This is a genomic window from Petropleomorpha daqingensis, assembly GCF_013408985.1.
Taxonomy (GTDB): Bacteria; Actinomycetota; Actinomycetes; order Mycobacteriales; family Geodermatophilaceae; genus Petropleomorpha; species Petropleomorpha daqingensis.
Genome location: NZ_JACBZT010000001.1, coordinates 2,429,332 through 2,444,670, shown reverse-complemented (window position 1 = coordinate 2,444,670; position 15,339 = coordinate 2,429,332). Strand labels below are relative to the sequence as shown.

The 15,339-nt window shown below is 74.6% G+C and carries 15 protein-coding genes and 1 tRNA gene; 6 read left to right on the top strand and 10 right to left on the bottom strand.

The features are described 5' to 3' along the window. Positions 1 to 54: 54 nt before the first annotated feature. The 4 genes from GGQ55_RS28375 to GGQ55_RS12075 all read right to left on the bottom strand — a co-directional run bounded on the left by GGQ55_RS28375 (position 55) and on the right by GGQ55_RS12075 (position 3,621). Positions 55 to 1,455 (bottom strand): LytR C-terminal domain-containing protein, encoded by a 1,401-nt coding sequence (locus GGQ55_RS28375; protein WP_179717004.1) that lies wholly within the window; start codon positions 1,453 to 1,455, stop codon positions 55 to 57. A gap of 332 nt (positions 1,456 to 1,787) precedes the next feature. Continuing rightward, positions 1,788 to 2,120: a DUF3263 domain-containing protein gene (locus tag GGQ55_RS12085; protein WP_179717002.1), complete on the bottom strand. Its 333-nt coding sequence runs from the start codon at positions 2,118 to 2,120 to the stop codon at positions 1,788 to 1,790. Between the two features lie 106 nt (positions 2,121 to 2,226). Beyond that, positions 2,227 to 3,144, bottom strand: coding sequence for an EamA family transporter RarD (gene rarD / locus GGQ55_RS12080; RefSeq protein WP_179717000.1), 918 nt, complete (start codon positions 3,142 to 3,144; stop codon positions 2,227 to 2,229). A gap of 45 nt (positions 3,145 to 3,189) precedes the next feature. Then, positions 3,190 to 3,621, bottom strand: coding sequence for a CBS domain-containing protein (locus GGQ55_RS12075; protein ID WP_179716998.1), 432 nt, complete (start codon positions 3,619 to 3,621; stop codon positions 3,190 to 3,192). Between the two features lie 128 nt (positions 3,622 to 3,749). Here GGQ55_RS12075 and GGQ55_RS12070 point away from each other — a divergent pair, with 128 nt between their 5' ends. Further along, positions 3,750 to 4,160, top strand: a complete 411-nt coding sequence (locus GGQ55_RS12070) for a DUF5313 family protein (protein ID WP_179716996.1) — start codon at positions 3,750 to 3,752, stop codon at positions 4,158 to 4,160. A 63-nt stretch (positions 4,161 to 4,223) separates the two neighbouring features. Here the strand turns inward: GGQ55_RS12070 and GGQ55_RS12065 are convergent, their stop codons facing one another. Next, positions 4,224 to 4,430 carry a dodecin gene (locus GGQ55_RS12065; RefSeq protein WP_179716994.1) on the bottom strand — a complete coding sequence of 69 codons (207 nt, stop codon included), beginning with the start codon at positions 4,428 to 4,430 and terminating at the stop codon, positions 4,224 to 4,226. Between the two features lie 81 nt (positions 4,431 to 4,511). Next, positions 4,512 to 4,584 (bottom strand) — tRNA-Thr (locus GGQ55_RS12060). Between the two features lie 230 nt (positions 4,585 to 4,814). Between GGQ55_RS12060 and GGQ55_RS12055 the strand changes: the two genes are divergently transcribed. The 3 genes from GGQ55_RS12055 to GGQ55_RS12045 all read left to right on the top strand — a co-directional run bounded on the left by GGQ55_RS12055 (position 4,815) and on the right by GGQ55_RS12045 (position 7,826). After that, positions 4,815 to 7,019 (top strand): cytochrome P450/oxidoreductase, encoded by a 2,205-nt coding sequence (locus GGQ55_RS12055; protein WP_179716992.1) that lies wholly within the window; start codon positions 4,815 to 4,817, stop codon positions 7,017 to 7,019. Next, complete coding sequence (locus tag GGQ55_RS12050) at positions 7,016 to 7,321, top strand: hypothetical protein (protein ID WP_179716990.1); 306 nt, start codon at positions 7,016 to 7,018, stop codon at positions 7,319 to 7,321. Before GGQ55_RS12055 ends, GGQ55_RS12050 begins: the two co-directional genes overlap by 4 nt. Before the next feature lie 151 nt (positions 7,322 to 7,472). Continuing rightward, entirely contained in the window at positions 7,473 to 7,826 is a 354-nt protein-coding gene (locus tag GGQ55_RS12045; protein WP_179716988.1) for a cupredoxin domain-containing protein, read from the top strand. 5 nt (positions 7,827 to 7,831) lie between these two features. Here the strand turns inward: GGQ55_RS12045 and GGQ55_RS12040 are convergent, their stop codons facing one another. Further along, positions 7,832 to 8,557: a hypothetical protein gene (locus tag GGQ55_RS12040; RefSeq protein WP_179716986.1), complete on the bottom strand. Its 726-nt coding sequence runs from the start codon at positions 8,555 to 8,557 to the stop codon at positions 7,832 to 7,834. Positions 8,558 to 8,792: 235 nt separating this feature from the next. Between GGQ55_RS12040 and GGQ55_RS12035 the strand changes: the two genes are divergently transcribed. Beyond that, positions 8,793 to 10,184 (top strand): S1C family serine protease, encoded by a 1,392-nt coding sequence (locus tag GGQ55_RS12035; RefSeq protein ID WP_366489146.1) that lies wholly within the window; start codon positions 8,793 to 8,795, stop codon positions 10,182 to 10,184. Positions 10,185 to 10,281: 97 nt separating this feature from the next. Next, positions 10,282 to 11,562 carry a DUF445 domain-containing protein gene (locus GGQ55_RS12030; RefSeq protein WP_366489144.1) on the top strand — a complete coding sequence of 427 codons (1,281 nt, stop codon included), beginning with the start codon at positions 10,282 to 10,284 and terminating at the stop codon, positions 11,560 to 11,562. Here the strand turns inward: GGQ55_RS12030 and rlmB are convergent. Genes rlmB through GGQ55_RS12015 form a run of 3 tightly spaced genes read right to left on the bottom strand, consistent with a single transcriptional unit; the run spans position 11,559 to position 15,330 of the window. Then, positions 11,559 to 12,512 (bottom strand): 23S rRNA (guanosine(2251)-2'-O)-methyltransferase RlmB, encoded by a 954-nt coding sequence (rlmB, locus tag GGQ55_RS12025; RefSeq protein WP_179716984.1) that lies wholly within the window; start codon positions 12,510 to 12,512, stop codon positions 11,559 to 11,561. The genes GGQ55_RS12030 and rlmB overlap by 4 nt on opposite strands. After that, on the bottom strand, positions 12,512 to 13,915 hold the full coding sequence (cysS, locus tag GGQ55_RS12020; RefSeq protein WP_179716982.1) for a cysteine--tRNA ligase: 1,404 nt from the start codon (positions 13,913 to 13,915) through the stop codon (positions 12,512 to 12,514). Before cysS ends, rlmB begins: the two co-directional genes overlap by 1 nt. A 23-nt stretch (positions 13,916 to 13,938) precedes the next feature. Next, a complete protein-coding gene (locus tag GGQ55_RS12015) occupies positions 13,939 to 15,330 on the bottom strand; it encodes a serine/threonine-protein kinase (protein WP_179716980.1) in 1,392 nt (463 codons plus the stop codon). Positions 15,331 to 15,339: the final 9 nt, after the last annotated feature.

The following is a 15,339-nucleotide window of genomic DNA, read 5'->3' as shown; positions in this document are numbered from 1 at the left end:
GGCCAACGGACGGCGGGCCGGAGGTGTTCCGGCCGACGCCGTCCGCCGGACGGGTCAGGGCTTCCAGTCGCCCGCGGCGACGACCACGAGGCCGGGGTCGGGCTGACCGGGCACGTCGAAGAAGCGCACCGCCGGCCCGTGGATCTGCGGGAACGCGTTCACCAGAGCCTGCGCGGCCTGCTGCTGGGTGGCGTCGCCGTCGGTGTAGTAGACGGTGGTCACCGCGATGTCGCTGCCGGGGTAGCCGGCGGTCGCCGGCGTCTCCCAGCCCGCTGCCTGCAGCTGACCGGCGATGCTGCCGGCCAGGCCGGTCACCTTGGTCTCGTTGAGCACGGTGACCGGGGCCTTGACGTCGGCCGGCGGCGCGGCGGCGACCGGCGGCGACGAGATCGACAGCTCCGGCAGGGTGGCGTCGGCGATCCCGCTGGCCGGCGCGGAGGCGCTGCTGCTGGTCGCCGGCTTGCCCGACGACGCCTGCTGGGTGTCGGGGCTGACGAACGAGTACACGCCCAGCACGCCGAGCGCGACGATCGCCACCGCCACGAGGGCGACGATCTTGCGGCGCGGGGAGCCCTTCTCGTCGAGGTCCTCGGCGTTCAGGTAGGCCTTGGCGGTCATGGTCTCGCCCTGGGCCTTGAGCTCCTTGCGGCGCTTCTCGTCGGCGATCTGCCGCGCTTCCCGGTCCTTGGCGCGACCCCCGCGGACCATCGTCGACGGCCCGGTGTCCATCGACGGCGCGGCCGATCGGGCCGGAGCGGGCTCGTCGAGGTCGTCGTCGTCGGCGTACCGGTCGTCGTCCTCGTCGTCGTACCGGTCGTCGTCCTCGAACCGGTCGTCGTCGTAGTCGTCGAACTCGTCGTAGTCGTCGTCGAGCTCGGGCGCGCCACGCCGGCCGCGGGTGACCTCCCGCTCCGGGATGGCGGTGGTGGCCGGCGGGACGACGCGGTCCTCGTCGGTCCCGGACCGGCTGGGCTTTGTCCAGTCGCCGTAGATCGGGCCCGACGGGTGCGTGCCGGGCTGGACCGGCGCGCGCAGCCCGGCAGCGAGGGCGGCCGAGGCGGGTCGCGGCCGGTCGGCGCGCAGGCCGGTGGGCGCGGTCGACCACGGCGTGGCGCCGGCGGCAGCGGGCTCGGGCGTGGGGGCGGGCACCGGCGGGCGGCCCTGCGCGGGCGCGGCGGCCGGGGCCGACGAGCGCGCGGGCACCGCCGGGCGGGCCGAGGCGGGCGCGGCCGCGCGAACCGGCGCGGGCGTCGCCGCGGCGGCCGCGGGGCGACCCGGGACCGGGGCGGACGGATGTCCCGGCGGCAGGTCCGGTGCCGGCGTGCGGGCGGCGGCCGGGCGGTCGGTGGCGCGACGGCCCGGCGTCGGTGCGCCGGCCGGGGGCTGGCGGCGCGACGGCGTCTCGGCGAGCCGCTCCGGCGAGTACTTGTCCGGCTGTGCTTCCGGTGCGCGCACTGGGAAGGGAGCGACAGAAGTGTTCGGCGCGACACGCCGAGGGGGCACCGGCGGGACCGGCGGACGGCGCGAACCGGAGGCCGCGGGCTCGCCCCGTCGCGGGTCGGGGCGCGCTCCCCCGGTCAGCCGACCGGGGTCGCCCGCAGCACCCTCGGGACGGTCACCGCCACGCCGTCCCGGCGTGGTGGGGTGATCGCTGAGCTGGGCGTTCGAGGCCGGCGGGCGGCTCGCGCCCGGGCCGTCGGTACGCCGACGGCCACCGGCCACCGAGGGATTCCCCTGGTCCGTTCCGTCACTGCCTGACGCGGCGTGCCTGCCCACGGTCACCAAATCTAGACGCCGGAGCCGCCGCTGCCCAGGATCTCGGAGGGACGTCCGCGTCGCCGGGCGTTGCGCAGCCTCCGGAGCCGTCGGACGAGCAGCGGATCGGCGGCGAGCGCAGCGGGACGGTCGACCAGCGCGTTGAGCACCTGGTAGTAGCGGGTGGGGGTGACGCCGAACGTCTCCCGGATCGCCGTCTCCTTGGCGCCTGCCGAGCGCCACCACTGCCGTTCGAAGGTGAGCATCTCGTGCTCACGGCGGCTCAGCCCTGCGGGAGGCGCCGCGTTCTCCCCTGGACCCTCGACCCGTGGCGGGGAGACCACGGGGGCCGGGTCGGTGTTCATGGGTGGATCTCCTGACCGGCGGTGCGCCGACCCGTGCGGGCCGGTGCGAATGACACGACCGTAGTTCGGAGCACCGACAGAATCGACCGGAGCCGGCGCGCCGGGCTCAGACCGGCTCGGGCAGCGTCTCGGCGACCGGACGGCGCCCTGCCGCGCGCGCCGTCCGCAGGCTGTCGACGGTGAAGACGCCGAGCGCGACCCAGACGATGACGAACCCGGCGAGCCGCGCCGGGGGCATCGGCTCGTGCCGGACGAAGACGCCGATCGCCAGCTGCATGAGCGGTGTCAGGTACTGCAGCAGACCGACCGTGGACAGCGGGATGCGCCGGGTGGCCGCGGCGAACAGCAGCAGCGGGATCGCCGTCGCCACGCCGGAGCTCATCAGCAGCAGGAAGTGGCCGACGCCCTCGCTGGTCGCCGTCCCGTCGCCGCTTCCTTGCAGGACGCCGATGGCGACGGCGGCGGGCAGCGCGACGATCGCGGTCTCGACGAAGAGACCGGGCGCCGCCTCGACCCGCACCAGCTTCTTCATGACGCCGTACAGGCCGAAGGTCGCGGCGAGCGTGAGGGCGATCCACGGCGGGCGGCCGTAGTCGACGGTGAGCACGCCGACGGCGACCGCGGCGATGCCGACCGCCGTCCACTGCAGGGGCCGCAGCCGCTCGGCGAACACGACGACGCCGAGCAGCACGCTGACCAGCGGGTTGATGAAGTAGCCGAGCGAGGTCTCCACGACGTGCCCGGAGTTGACGCCGTAGACGAAGACCAGCCAGTTGACGGCGATGAGCGCGGCCGCGCCGGCCAGCACGAGCAGCGCGCGGCGGTCGGCGAGGGTGGCCCGCACCAGCCGCCAGCGACGGACCGCGGTGAGCAGCAGCGCGATGAAGACCAGCGACCAGAGGACGCGGTGCGCGACGATCTCCACCCCGCCCGCGGGCTCCAGCAGCGGAAAGTAGAGGGGGAAGACCCCCCAGAGCGCGTAGGCCGAGATGCCGGAGATGACCCCGATCCGGCGCTCGTCCACGGACAGCACCGTACGCCGCAGCGCACGGCGAGATGGTGAGCCTCGCTAAGCGGTCTGGATGTAGTCCACCAGCGAGGCGCGCTCGGCCTCGAGCTCGTCGAGACGCGCCTTGACGACGTCACCGATCGAGACGATGCCGACGAGCCTTCCCTCCTCGACCACCGGCACGTGCCGGACGCGGCGGTCGGTCATGGTCTGGGCCAGCTCGTGCACGCTCGCGGACGGCGAGCAGGTGTGCACCTCGGCGGTCATGACGCTCGAGATGGGCTCGGCGAGCAGGCCCGCGCCGTGCTCGTGCAGCCCGCGTGCGATGTCGCGCTCGGACAGGATCCCGTCGATGCGCTCGCCGTCGGCGGAGACGACGAGCGCGCCGATGCGGCGTTCGGCGAGCAGCGCGAGCGCGGTGCGCACGCTCTCCGCCGCGTCGATGGTGGCCACCTCGTGGCCCTTGCGGCGGAGCACCTGGCTGATCTGCACGGGAGCCTCCACTCGTAGACCGCGTGGTCCGAAGTGTGACGCCCACCACTCGCCCGGGCAATGCGTGCGTTCGACCGGACGGCGTACCCATCGCGGACACAGCGGCCGCACAGGCCTACCGTCGAGACGTGCGCACGCAGCAACAGCGGCGGCGGCCCAACCCGTGGCAATGGGTCTGGTACGCGTTCGGCGGCCGGCTGCCGCGCGAGCTCTGGCCCTGGGTGCTCGCGGACACGACGGCGCGGACCTGGTGGCTGCGGCACCTGGCGCGAGCGGTCGTGCAGATGCTCCCGCTCGTGGCGGTCTGCCTGTTCGCCGTCCCCGTGCCGTTCGCCTACCGGATCAGCGCGGCCGCCGGCGGGCTGGTGATCGGCCTGCTCTTCTCCGCGGCCTTCATGACCGAGGCGACCGAGCACCGCGTCGCGAAGGCCGGCTATCCGGCGGGTACCGCGGCGGAGCTGCGCGAGGAGCGGTCCGAGCGGGAGCGCACCGAGCGCCGGTCGCCCTACCGGCGGGGCGGTGCCGGCAGCTTCGACTAGAAGGACCCCCCTGCCCCCACCGCTCGCAGGCTCGCGGCGGGTCCCTGCAGGGGAGCCGTTCCATCACTCCACCCGGAAACCGACCTTGAGCCGGACCTGGAAGTAGGCGATGCCGCCCTCGACCACCTGGCCGCGGATCTCCTTGGTCTCGAACCACTCGATGTTCCGGACCGTCTGGGCGGCCTTGCTGATCGCGTTCCGGATGGCGTCGTCGACGCTGGTCTGGCTGCTGCCCACGATCTCGCTGAGCCGGTACACGTGGTCGCTCACGGTGGCCTCCAGGTCCTCCGCCGCCGTCGGTGGCAGCGGTAGAACCGGAGCCTGGCACGGACGACGCCGGTCGGGAGAGGGAGCCGACGCGGGGACTCGAACCCCGAACCGCTCGATTACAAGTCGAGTGCGCTACCAATTGCGCCACGCCGGCGGACGTGCGGGACATGTCCCGCTCCCAGGATAGGGACAGCCGCTTACGAACGGTCCGGCCCGTCGGCTAGCCTCCCCGATCACACAGGCGGGGTGAGGACGCCCGGCGACCAGGCCGACGCGGATAATCCCCCTCGGTGCGACCGACGCACCGGGCAAGCAGACGGACGCTCGCGTGTCCCGCCTGTGTGCTCTCCGGCGGGATCGCTGCCATCCCGGTCCGGAGGACCCATGCCATCCCCCTCAGCCGCTGCCGGCTGCCCGTTCACCGATCCGCAGCACCTGTTCGACGACCTCGCCGCGACCCGCGCGGCCGACGGGCTGCCGTACTCCGAGGCCTTCGACGCGCGGGTGGTGAGCCGCTACGACGAGATCGTCGCCGCGCTGCACGACCCCGGCACGTTCTCCTCGATCCCGACGGTGCCCGAGATGCCCTCGCCGTGGCGGGAACGGTTCGCCGGCCGGGTGCCCTCGCGCGGCACCCTGATCGGCCTGGACGACCCCGACCACGACCGGCTGCGGTCGGCGGTCAACACCTTCTTCGTGCCACGCCGGCTGGCGCGGTACGAGCCGTGGATCCGCGAGCAGGCCCACCTGCTGGTCGACACGTTCGTCGAGGACGGCGCCGCCGACCTGAAGACGGCGTTCGCCCTCCCCCTGCCGCTGAAGGTGATCGCCCACGTCGTCGGCCTGGACGCCGGCCGGTGGGAGTGGATCGGCGCGGCGCTCGGCTTCTTCCTCGGCCCCCGGGACATCCACCACCGAGGGACACCCGAGGAGAAGGCGCAGCGGCTGCTCGACCTGCACGAGCACGTCCTCGAGGTCATGGCCGAACGCCGTCGCGACCGGCGGGACGACCTGATCAGCCACGTCTGGGACGAGCGCGACTCCGGCGCGGTCCAGATGACCGACTTCGAGATGCTGTCGCTGTTCCCCGGCCTCATGCTGGCCGGCCACGAGACGTCGTCCAACCTGATCTGCACGGGCCTGTCGCACCTGCTGGCCGACCCCGCCCGGTACGCGGCCGCGCAGCGCGACGACGACACCCGCGCCGCGGCGCTCGAGGAGCTCTTCCGCTTCGAGTCGGCGATCACCGGGATGAAGCGGCTGGTCACCCGTGACACCGCGCTCGGCGGGGTGCCGCTGCGGGCCGGCGAGCACGTCTTCCTCGCCTACGCGTCCGGCTCCCGAGACGCCCGGCACTTCGCCGCCCCCGACGACATCGACCTCGACCGGCCCTGGGCGGTGCCGCACCTCGGCTTCGGTCAGGGCGTGCACGCCTGCCTCGGCGCCCCGCTCGCCCGCCTCCTGCTGCGGGTCGAGCTCGGTGTCCTGCACGAACGGCTGCCCGACCTGCGGCTGGCCGTCCCCTCCGACGAACTGGAGCGCACGGTCGTCTCCGAGGGGCGCGGCATGGTGTCGCTGCCCCTGGCCTGGACGCCGGTACCCGTGACCGCCCGCGCCACCCCGGCGGTCGTGGGCACTGCCGAGTCCCCCGCGATCCCGGTGAGGGTCACCGGACGCCGGGAGCTGACGGCCGACGTCGTCGAGCTGACCCTCGCCGTGGATCGTCCGGACGACGTCCCCGCGTGGGAGCCCGGCGCGCACATCGACCTCGAGCTGCCGGACGGCGCGCTGCGGCAGTACTCGCTGTGCGGCCGGCCCGGCGCCGCCGAGCTGCGGATCGCCGTCCTGCGCGAGGACGGCGGCCACGGCGGCTCGATCGCCGTCCACGACGACGTCGCCGTCGGGGACCGGCTGCGCGTGCGCGGGCCGCGCAACCACTTCCGGTTGCGGCCGGCGTCGTCCCTGCTGTTCGTCGCCGGCGGCATCGGCATCACGCCGCTGCTGCCGATGCTCGAGGAGGCCGAGCACCGCGGCGCGGACTGGCGGCTGCTCTACCTGGCGCGCTCGACCGAGCGGATGCCCTACCTCGACGAGCTCCGGACGAGTCACGGGACGCGGGTCGAGGCCTGGTCGAGCAGGGACCGCGGCCGGCTCGACCTCGACGTCGTCTGGGCCGACCTGCCCGACCGTGACGCGTACGTGTACGCCTGCGGCCCGGAGGGGCTGCTCGCCGGGCTCGAGGACTCCGCCCGGCGGGCCGGCCGCGAGGGGCAGGTGGTCGTCGAGCGGTTCGCCGCCAGGCCGACCACCCACGGCCCGAACCGCCCCTTCGAGGTCGTGCTCGCCCGCACCGAGGAGGTCGTGACGGTCGCCGAGGACGACACCGTCCTGGACGCCGTCAACCGCGCCGGCCGGGCCGTCCTGTCCACCTGCCGGGAAGGGACCTGCGGCACCTGCGAGGCGGTCGTCCTGGACGGCGTCCCCGAGCACCGGGACTCCGTCCTCAGCCTGGAGGAACGCCTGGCCGGACGGACGATGATGACCTGCGTGTCCCGCTGCCGCGGCTCCCGTATCGTGCTCGACCTGTGACGGGGACCGACCGGCTGTCGAAGCCCCTGGCCGCCGCCTACCTGGCCGTGGTCGCGCTCGTCTGGGCGGCCACCGTGACCGGGGTGGTCCTCGCCCTGGCCACCGGACGCTCGTCCTGGACCACCCGGAACCCGTGGATCGTCACGCCGATGGCCGCGGTCATCGTCGGCGCCGTCGGTCTCATCTGGACCGTCGAGCGACGGCTCTACGCGGACGGACCCAGTCCTGCTGCAGGCTTCCGCATGGTCGGGCTCGCCCTCGGCTGGGCGGTCCCGGTCGCCTGGCGCCGGCTGCGGGCCTGACGCTCGAAGAAGTGGCGGATCGGGGGATTTTCATCGCCACGAGCGCCGTCGCGGGGCCATCCTTCGGAGGGGCGCCGGTCAACGGCGACCGGTGCCGTTGGGAGCGAGGACGGCCATGGTGGAGACCCGAGCAGCGACGTCCGGTCTGCGGATGCGGAGAGCCGTGGTGGCCTGCGTCTGCGCAGTGTTCCTGACCACGGGAACCGCCTGCGGATCGGGCCCCGACTCGAACGGCGCCACGGGTTCGTCTGCCGGCGCGGCAGCGGCCACCATCACGATCAAGGACTTCAAGTACACGACGCCGACCTCGGTGGCCCCGGGCGTGACGATCAACGTGAACAACGAGGACTCGATCGCGCACACGGTCACCGCGGACAGCGGCAACGCCTTCGACGACCAGGCGAACAGCGGGGCCAGCAGCTTCACCGCACCGTCGAAGGCCGGGTCCTATCCGTTCCACTGCACCTTCCACCCGGAGATGCACGGGACCCTGGTCGTGAAGTAGCCCCCTCAGGCGTCCCGGCCGCTCGCCGGCTCGCCGTGCACGAAGTCGGCGGGGTCGCTGCCCGGCGCCGGCCCCGCGGCCAGCCAGCGCGCGAACCCGTCGGCGTCGCGGCGCTCGAGCTCGTCGAGGGCCTCCTGCCGCCGCCGCACGATCGACTCGCGCGCCGAGGGTTCCAGCCGCCCGGCCAGCGCGGCGGTCGTCAGCAGCCACTCACGGCCCAGAGCGGCGGTCGGCAGCTCGGTCAGCGGCGCGCTCAGGCGGGCCGACCCCGCCGGGTCGAAGCGGCCGACCGTGGCGGCGTGCCACGGCGCGGCCGGCATGGGCGCGGCGGCCGGCGCCCCGGCCACCTCGGCGGTCAGCGTGTGCGGGGACATGTCGCGGCTGGGGTGCGGGGAGCGGATCAGCCAGACGGCCAGCCCCACGATCGCCCCGGCGGCACCGGTCAGGACGGCGGCCAGCCCTCCGCCGAGGGCCGCCGTGCCCGAGAGCACCAGGAGCGAGCCCACTGTCCAGCCCGCCGCCAGCGCGGCGGCCTCCGGCGCGGGCAGGTGCGCGGCACCGGTCGTCTCGCGTGCGACGCCGGCGGCCAGGCAGGCGGCGACCGCACCGGCCAGCAGGACGGCGACGACACCGGACGCGCGCAGGGCCACCCCACCGACCAGCGCGAGCGCCGCGGCGAGGACGACGGCGACTCCCAGGAGAACCTGGACGAACGGACCGCGGGTGGGCACGGGCAGCCTCCAGCAGGCGGGACCGGACAACGGTGATCCGCGGTCGCCCAGGCCGCCGTGAGACCCGTCACTCCCGCTCGTCGGAAACGGCACTACCCAGGCCACGTCGCCGGGAACCGCGCTCCGTGCACGTACAGAGGACTCACAGCGACCCTCCAGCAGCGGGTCAGGGCGGCGGCCGATGGTCGATGCAGAACGCCGGCCACGACGGCCGCGCGGAGGGAGGACTTCAGCAGTGACCGAGCACGGACACCCCGACGCCGCGGGGAACGACCCGCGGACGCCTTCGGCCGGGGAGGGCGCGACGCAGCCCCCCGCCGCGGACGTCCCGCCCCAGCAGCCGGCGATGCCCCACCAGGCCCCGTGGCTGCCGCCGCAGCCGTACGAGCAGGTTCCGCACCAGGAGGTCCCGCAGCAGCCGTTCGCGCAGCAGCAGTTCGCGCCCCCGGCCGGCGCCCCGGTCTTCGGCGTCCCCTCGTACGCCGGTGGCCTGCCGCCCGCGGCGCCGGCGACGCAGCCCCGGCGCTCGGGCAAGGTGCGAATCGGCATCGCCGGTCTGGTCGCCGGCGCGGTGATCGGCGGCGGCGCGGGCGCCGGCGTGGTGGCCCTCGTCGGCACCTCGCACGACACGACGTCCTCGCCCGTGGCGGCGCAGAACGTGACGATCAAGGACCCGAACAACGCCACCACCGCCACCGCCGCCGCGGCGAAGGCCGCACCGAGCGTGGTGACCATCTACGTGACCAGCGCGAACAGCGCGGGCAGCGGGTCGGGCGTCGTCCTCACCGACGACGGCTACGTGCTGACCAACAACCACGTGGTGACCCTCGAGGGCCAGGCCAGCAACGCCGACATCCAGGTGCGCGCCGCGGACGGCACGCTGTACGACGCCGAGGTCGTGGGCACCGACCCGTCGAGCGACCTCGCCGTGGTGAAGCTGGACGGCGCGAGCAACCTGACCCCCGCCACGTTCGCCAACTCGGACAAGGTCCAGGTCGGGGACGTCGCGGTGGCCATCGGCGCGCCGCTGGGCCTGGAGAACACCGTCACCGACGGCATCATCAGCGCCACCAACCGGGCCGTGCAGACCGGCTCGTCGCAGAGCGACGCGACCGTCATCGACGCGATCCAGACCGACGCCGCGATCAACCCGGGCAACTCCGGCGGCGCGCTGGTCAACGCCGCCGGTGAGGTGATCGGGATCAACACGGCGATCGCCTCGGTCGCCTCCGAGGCGCCCGGCAACCAGTCCCAGAGCGGCAACATCGGCGTCGGTTTCGCCATCCCCAGCGACACCGCGCAGCGGATCGCCAAGGAGATCATCGAGAACGGCTCGGCCACCCACGCCGTCCTCGGGGTCAGCGCCCAGACCGCGTCCGACGGCACGAACTCCCAGGTGGGCATCGGCGCCGAGGTGGTGCAGGTGCAGCAGGGCAGCGCGGCCGCCGACGCCGGTCTGCAGGCCGGTGACGTGATCACCGCGCTCGACGACCGCGCGGTCGCGAGCTCGACCGACCTCACCGCAGCGGTGCGCAGCGAGGCGCCGAACACGAAGGTCACGCTGACGGTCCACCGCGGCAACGACACCCAGAAGATCGACGTGACCCTGGGGACCTCCACCAGCTGACGGCACGAGCCGTCCCCCGACCGACGACCCCGGCGCTGTCCCCCCTGACGTGCCGGGGTCGTCGTCGTCCCACCGTCCTGGTCGTAGGCTGGTGGAGGTGCCGGCCCTCCGCCCTTCCGCGCCGCTCGCGGGGTCCCTCGACGATCCCCAGCGGGCCCGCGATCTCGCGCGCATGAAGCGGCTGGCGACGGGCCTGTTCCTGCTAGCGGCGGCGGTCTTCCTGGCCTGCGTGCTGATCGGCTCCGACGCCGGCGCGTGGGTCGGCTACGTCCGGGCGACGGCGGAGGCCTCGATGGTCGGCGCGCTCGCCGACTGGTTCGCCGTCACCGCGCTGTTCCGGCACCCGATGGGGCTGCCGATCCCCCACACCGCGGTCATCCCGCGCAAGAAGGACCAGATCGGCGCGAGCCTGGGCACCTTCGTCCAGGAGAACTTCCTCACCCGGGCCGTGGTCGAGGACAAGCTGACCACGATCGACGTCCCGGGCCGGCTCGGCGCCTTCCTGGCCGCACCCGGCCGGGCGGAGCGGCTCGCCGGGGACGCCTCGGCCGGGCTCACGGCCCTGACCGACCTGCTCCGCGACGAGGACCTGCAGCCGGCCGTCGCCGGGCTGGTCGACCGCAAGCTGCACGGCACCCCGGCCGCGCCGATCCTCGCCCGCGTGCTCGAGCTCGTGGTCGAGGGCGACCGGCACCAGGAGGTGCTGTCGGTCGCGCTGCGCGGTCTGGCCCGCTTCCTCGAGGAGAACCGCGTCGTCTTCCGCGCGCAGCTGGGCGACGCCTCCCCCGTGTGGGTGCCGGACTGGGTGGACGACCGCGTCTTCACCCGCGCCTTCAACGGCGTGCAGCAGTTCCTGGAGGAGGTCGGTTCCGACCCGCAGCACGAACTGCGCCGCGCCTACGAGGCCCGCCTGCAGGCCTACATCCACGCACTGCGCACCGACCCGTCGACCGCCGCGCGGGTCGAGGAGTTCAAGAAGGACCTCCTGGAGCACCCCGCCGTGCGGCAGTGGTCGGGGTCGCTGTGGACCAATGCGAAGAACGCCGTCCTGACCGCGGCGGCCGACCCGGAGTCGGAGCTGCGCGCCCGCGTGACCGGGATGATCCGCGACCTGGCCCGGCTGCTGCAGACCGACCCGAAGGTCCGCGAGCTCGTGCAGCGCCACGCGCACACGGTCGCCGGCTACCTGGTGGAGCGCTTCTCCGGCGACGTCGCCGACCTGGTGGGCAGCACCGTCCAGCGCTGGGACACCGACGAGACCAGCCGCCGCATCGAGCTGCAGGTCGGCCGCGACCTGCAGTGGATCCGGGTCAACGGCACGGTGGTGGGCGGTCTCGCGGGCCTGGTGATCTACACCGTCGCCCAGCTGATCTCCTAGCCGCGGGCGCGGGCTGCCGCGTAGAGGGCGATGCCCGCGGCGACGCTCACGTTGAGCGACTCGGTCTCGCGGGAGATCGGGATCCGGACGACGACGTCGCAGTGCTCGCGCACCAGCCGCGACAGACCGGTGCCCTCCGCGCCGACGACCAGCGCGACCGGATCGGCGAAGCCGTCGTACTCGTGCAGGTCGACGTCGCCGTCGCCGGCCAGACCGACCGTCATCAGGCCGGCCTTCTGGTAGTCCGCCAGCGTGCGGGACAGGTTGACCGCCCGGGCGACCCGCAGCCGGGCCGCGGCGCCGGCGCTGGTCCGCCAGGCCGAGGCGGTCATGCCGACCGCCCGCCGCTGGGGCACGACGACGCCGTGCGCCCCGAACGCGGCGGCCGAGCGGACGACGGCGCCGAGGTTGCGCGGGTCGGTGACGCCGTCCATGGCGACGATCAGCGGCGGCCGGCCGGAGTCGTGCGCGAGGGCGAGCAGGTCGTCGGGGTGCGCGTAGCCGTACGGCGGTACCTGCAGACCGACGCCCTGGTGCAGCGCGCCGCCGGACATCCGGTCGAACTCGGCCTTGCCGACCTCCAGCAGCGGCAGCCCCCGGTCGGCGGCGAGCTGCACCGACTCGGTGACGCGCTCGTCGGTGCGGACGACGTCGGGGACGACGTACAGCGCGGTGGCCGGGATCTCCGCGCGCAGCGCCTCGAGCACCGGGTTGCGACCGAGCAGCAGCTCCGGCGCCTCCTCGGCCCGCTGCCGCTGACGGGCACGGTCGGCGCGCTGCCGCGCCTCGGCGGCGGCCCGCCGCTGCGCCGGGTGACCCGTGCGCTCCTCGGCCCGCGGGGTCGCGCCCCGCCCGGCGAGCGCCCGGCGACCCTTGCCGCCCGTACCGGCGCTGGCGCCCTTCTTGCTGGTCGACTGGCGCGCTCCGCGGCGCTGACTGTTGCCCGCCATCAGCGCGCCAACTCCCATCGGGGTCCCTGGGGGGTGTCCTCGACGACGACCCCGAGCGCCGCGAGCTGGTCGCGGACCGCGTCGGCGGCCGCGAAGTCCTTGCGGGCCCGGGCCGCCTGCCGCTGCTCGAGCGCCAGCTGCACGAGCCCGTCGGTGACGTCGGCGAGCTTCTCGTCGCCGCCCGCGGCCCAGGCCGGGTCGAGCGGGTCGAGGCCGAGCACGTCGAGCATCGCCCGGACCGAGCCGAGCGCCTTCTCCGCCTCCGCGTCGTCCCCCCGGTCGAGCGCCGTGTTCCCGCTGCGCACCGCGGCGTGCACCACCGCGATGGCGGCCGGCGTGCCGAGGTCGTCGTCCATGGCCTCGTCGAAGGCGGCCTCGCGCGTGCCCAGGTCGCCGTCGGCCCCGAAGCGCTCGGTCGCCCGCTGCACGAACGACTCGATGCGCCGGTAGCCGGCGGCCGCTTCCTGCAGCGCCTCGTCGGTGAACTCGATCGTCGAGCGGTAGTGCGGCGAGGCCAGGTAGTAGCGCAGTTCCACGGGGCGGACCCGCTTGACCACCTCGTCGACCAGCGCGGTGTTGCCCAGCGACTTGCTCATCTTCTCGCCGCCGAGGGTCACCCAGCTGTTGTGCACCCAGTACTGCGCGAAGGCGTCGCCGACCGCCCGCGACTGCGCCTGCTCGTTCTCGTGGTGCGGGAAGCGCAGGTCCAGCCCGCCGCCGTGGATGTCGAACTCCGGCCCGAGGTAGCGCTCGGCCATCGCCGAGCACTCGAGGTGCCAACCCGGGCGGCCACGGCCCCACGGCGTCGGCCACGAGGCGGTCTCCGGCTCGCCGTCCTTGTGCGCCTTCCACAGCGCGAAGTCGCGCGGATCGCGCTTGCGCGCGGCGTCGACCACGTCGTCGGCCGGCTGCAGGTCCGCCAGCTTCTGCCCGGTCAGCGCGCCGTACTCGGGGAAGGAGCGGACGTCGAAGTAGACGTCGCCGTCGACGGCGTAGGCGTGCCCCCCGTCGAGCAGCCGCTGCATCAGCTCCACCATGTCGGTCACGTGGCCGGTCGCGCGCGGCTCGTAGGTGGGCGGCCGGATGCCGAGGACGTCGTAGGCCCGGGTGCAGGCGCGCTCGTTCTCGTACGCCCACCCCCACCACGGCACGCCGTGCTCGGCCGCCTTGGCGAGGATCTTGTCGTCGATGTCGGTGACGTTGCGGACCAGCGTCACGTCGAGGCCGTGCCCGCGCTCCAGCCACCGGCGCAGCACGTCGAAGACGAGCGCGGCGCGGACGTGGCCGATGTGCGGCGGACCCTGGACGGTGAGCCCGCAGACGTACATGGAGGCCTGTCCCGCACGCAGGGGCGTGAAGTCACGCACGGCGCGGGCGGCCGTGTCGTACAGGCGGAGGCTCACTGCGCGAAGTCTACGGACGCAGCTCAGCAGGTGTAGGCGACCGGTGGCGCGCTCACCCGCCGGGCGTCCGGCGCGGTGACCACCAGCACCGGCGCGCCCGACACGGCGGCGCTCCCGGTCAGCTCGAAGGACAGCGACAGCTCGACCTGCCGCTGCCCCTCCTCCACCGCGACCGAGTCCGCCCCGGCGGTGCGGCCGCCGGGCAGCTCCCAGGAGAACGCGAGCGTCCCCGGGCCGCCGTTGGTGGTCACCGACGCAGCCACCCGGTAGGACGCCGACGGGCACCCGCCGCCGCCGTTCGCGGGGTCCAGGGTCGTCGTCACCGACTCCACGGCGAGCGCGTCCGGTGCGGACGACGGCCACAGCCGCCACACGGCCACCCCGACGGCCGCCGCGGCGACGAGCGCCGCCACGACGATCCAGGACGTCCGCCGTCGCCGACGCCGGGTCGGGACCACGGGCAGCTGCGGAACCGAGCGGGGCGCCTGGAGCACCGTCGGAGGGGCGGCCTCCCGCGCGGACGGGCGGCCGACGGTGGTCGGCGAGGCCGGGGCGCGCCCGGCGCCGGTGAGCGAGGCCGGCCACTCGGCTGCCGGCACCGCCTGGAGCCGGTCGACCAGTTCCCGCGGCAGGGGGCGCCGCGCGGGGTCCTTCGACAGGCCGTCGGCCAGCGCGGCCGCCGCGGCCGCCGGGAAGCCGGGCACCACGGCGTCCGCCGACGGGGGGACCACCGAGTAGTGCGCGACCAGGGCCTGGGCCATGTCCAGACCGGGGAACGGCAGCTGCCCGGTGAGGGTCTCGAAGGCGAGGACGGCGAAGGCGTACGCGTCGGTGCGGGCGTCGACGGCGCCCTCGCCGAGTCCGGCCTCCGGTGCCATGTAGCCCGGGGTGCCGCGCACCGACCCGTCGGTCGTCCGGAAGACCGCCGGGTCACCCAGCATCCGCGCGATCCCGAAGTCGCCGAGCTTGGCCGAGCCGTCCGGCTGCACGAAGACGTTGGCCGACTTGATGTCGCGGTGCACGATGCCGCGGGCCGCGCCCGCCGTGAGGGCGTCGGCGACGTCGCCGAGCACGCGCAGGGCCGCCGCCGGGGCCAGCGGCCCGTCCTGCAGCAGCGCGTCCAGCGAGCTGCCGGGCACGTACTCCATCACCAGTGCCGCGTCGCCGCGCTCGTCGATCTGGAAGTCGAGCACCCGCACCACCGCCGGGTGGTCGAGGGTGGCGAGGATCTTCGCCTCGCGCTCGAAACGGGCCAGGTCGTCGGCGGACCCGAGCGCGAAGGCGTGCACCCGCTTGATCGCGACCAGTCGCCCGAGGACCACGTGCCGGGCGAGGACGACCTCGCCGAACCCGCCCTCGCCGAGGAGGCGGACCAGCTCGTAGCCGCGCGGGACCGGGCGGGTCGTGCCTGTCACGATCGGTCA

Excerpts from the sequence above, each read along its gene's own strand:
- GGQ55_RS12085 (WP_179717002.1), bottom strand. The coding sequence starts at position 2,120 with ATGAACACCGACCCGGCCCCCGTGGTCTCCCCGCCACGGGTCGAGGGT.
- GGQ55_RS12055 (WP_179716992.1), top strand. The coding sequence starts at position 4,815 with ATGCCATCCCCCTCAGCCGCTGCCGGCTGCCCGTTCACCGATCCGCAG.
- GGQ55_RS12045 (WP_179716988.1), top strand. The coding sequence starts at position 7,473 with ATGCGGAGAGCCGTGGTGGCCTGCGTCTGCGCAGTGTTCCTGACCACG.
- rlmB (WP_179716984.1), bottom strand. The coding sequence starts at position 12,512 with ATGGCGGGCAACAGTCAGCGCCGCGGAGCGCGCCAGTCGACCAGCAAG.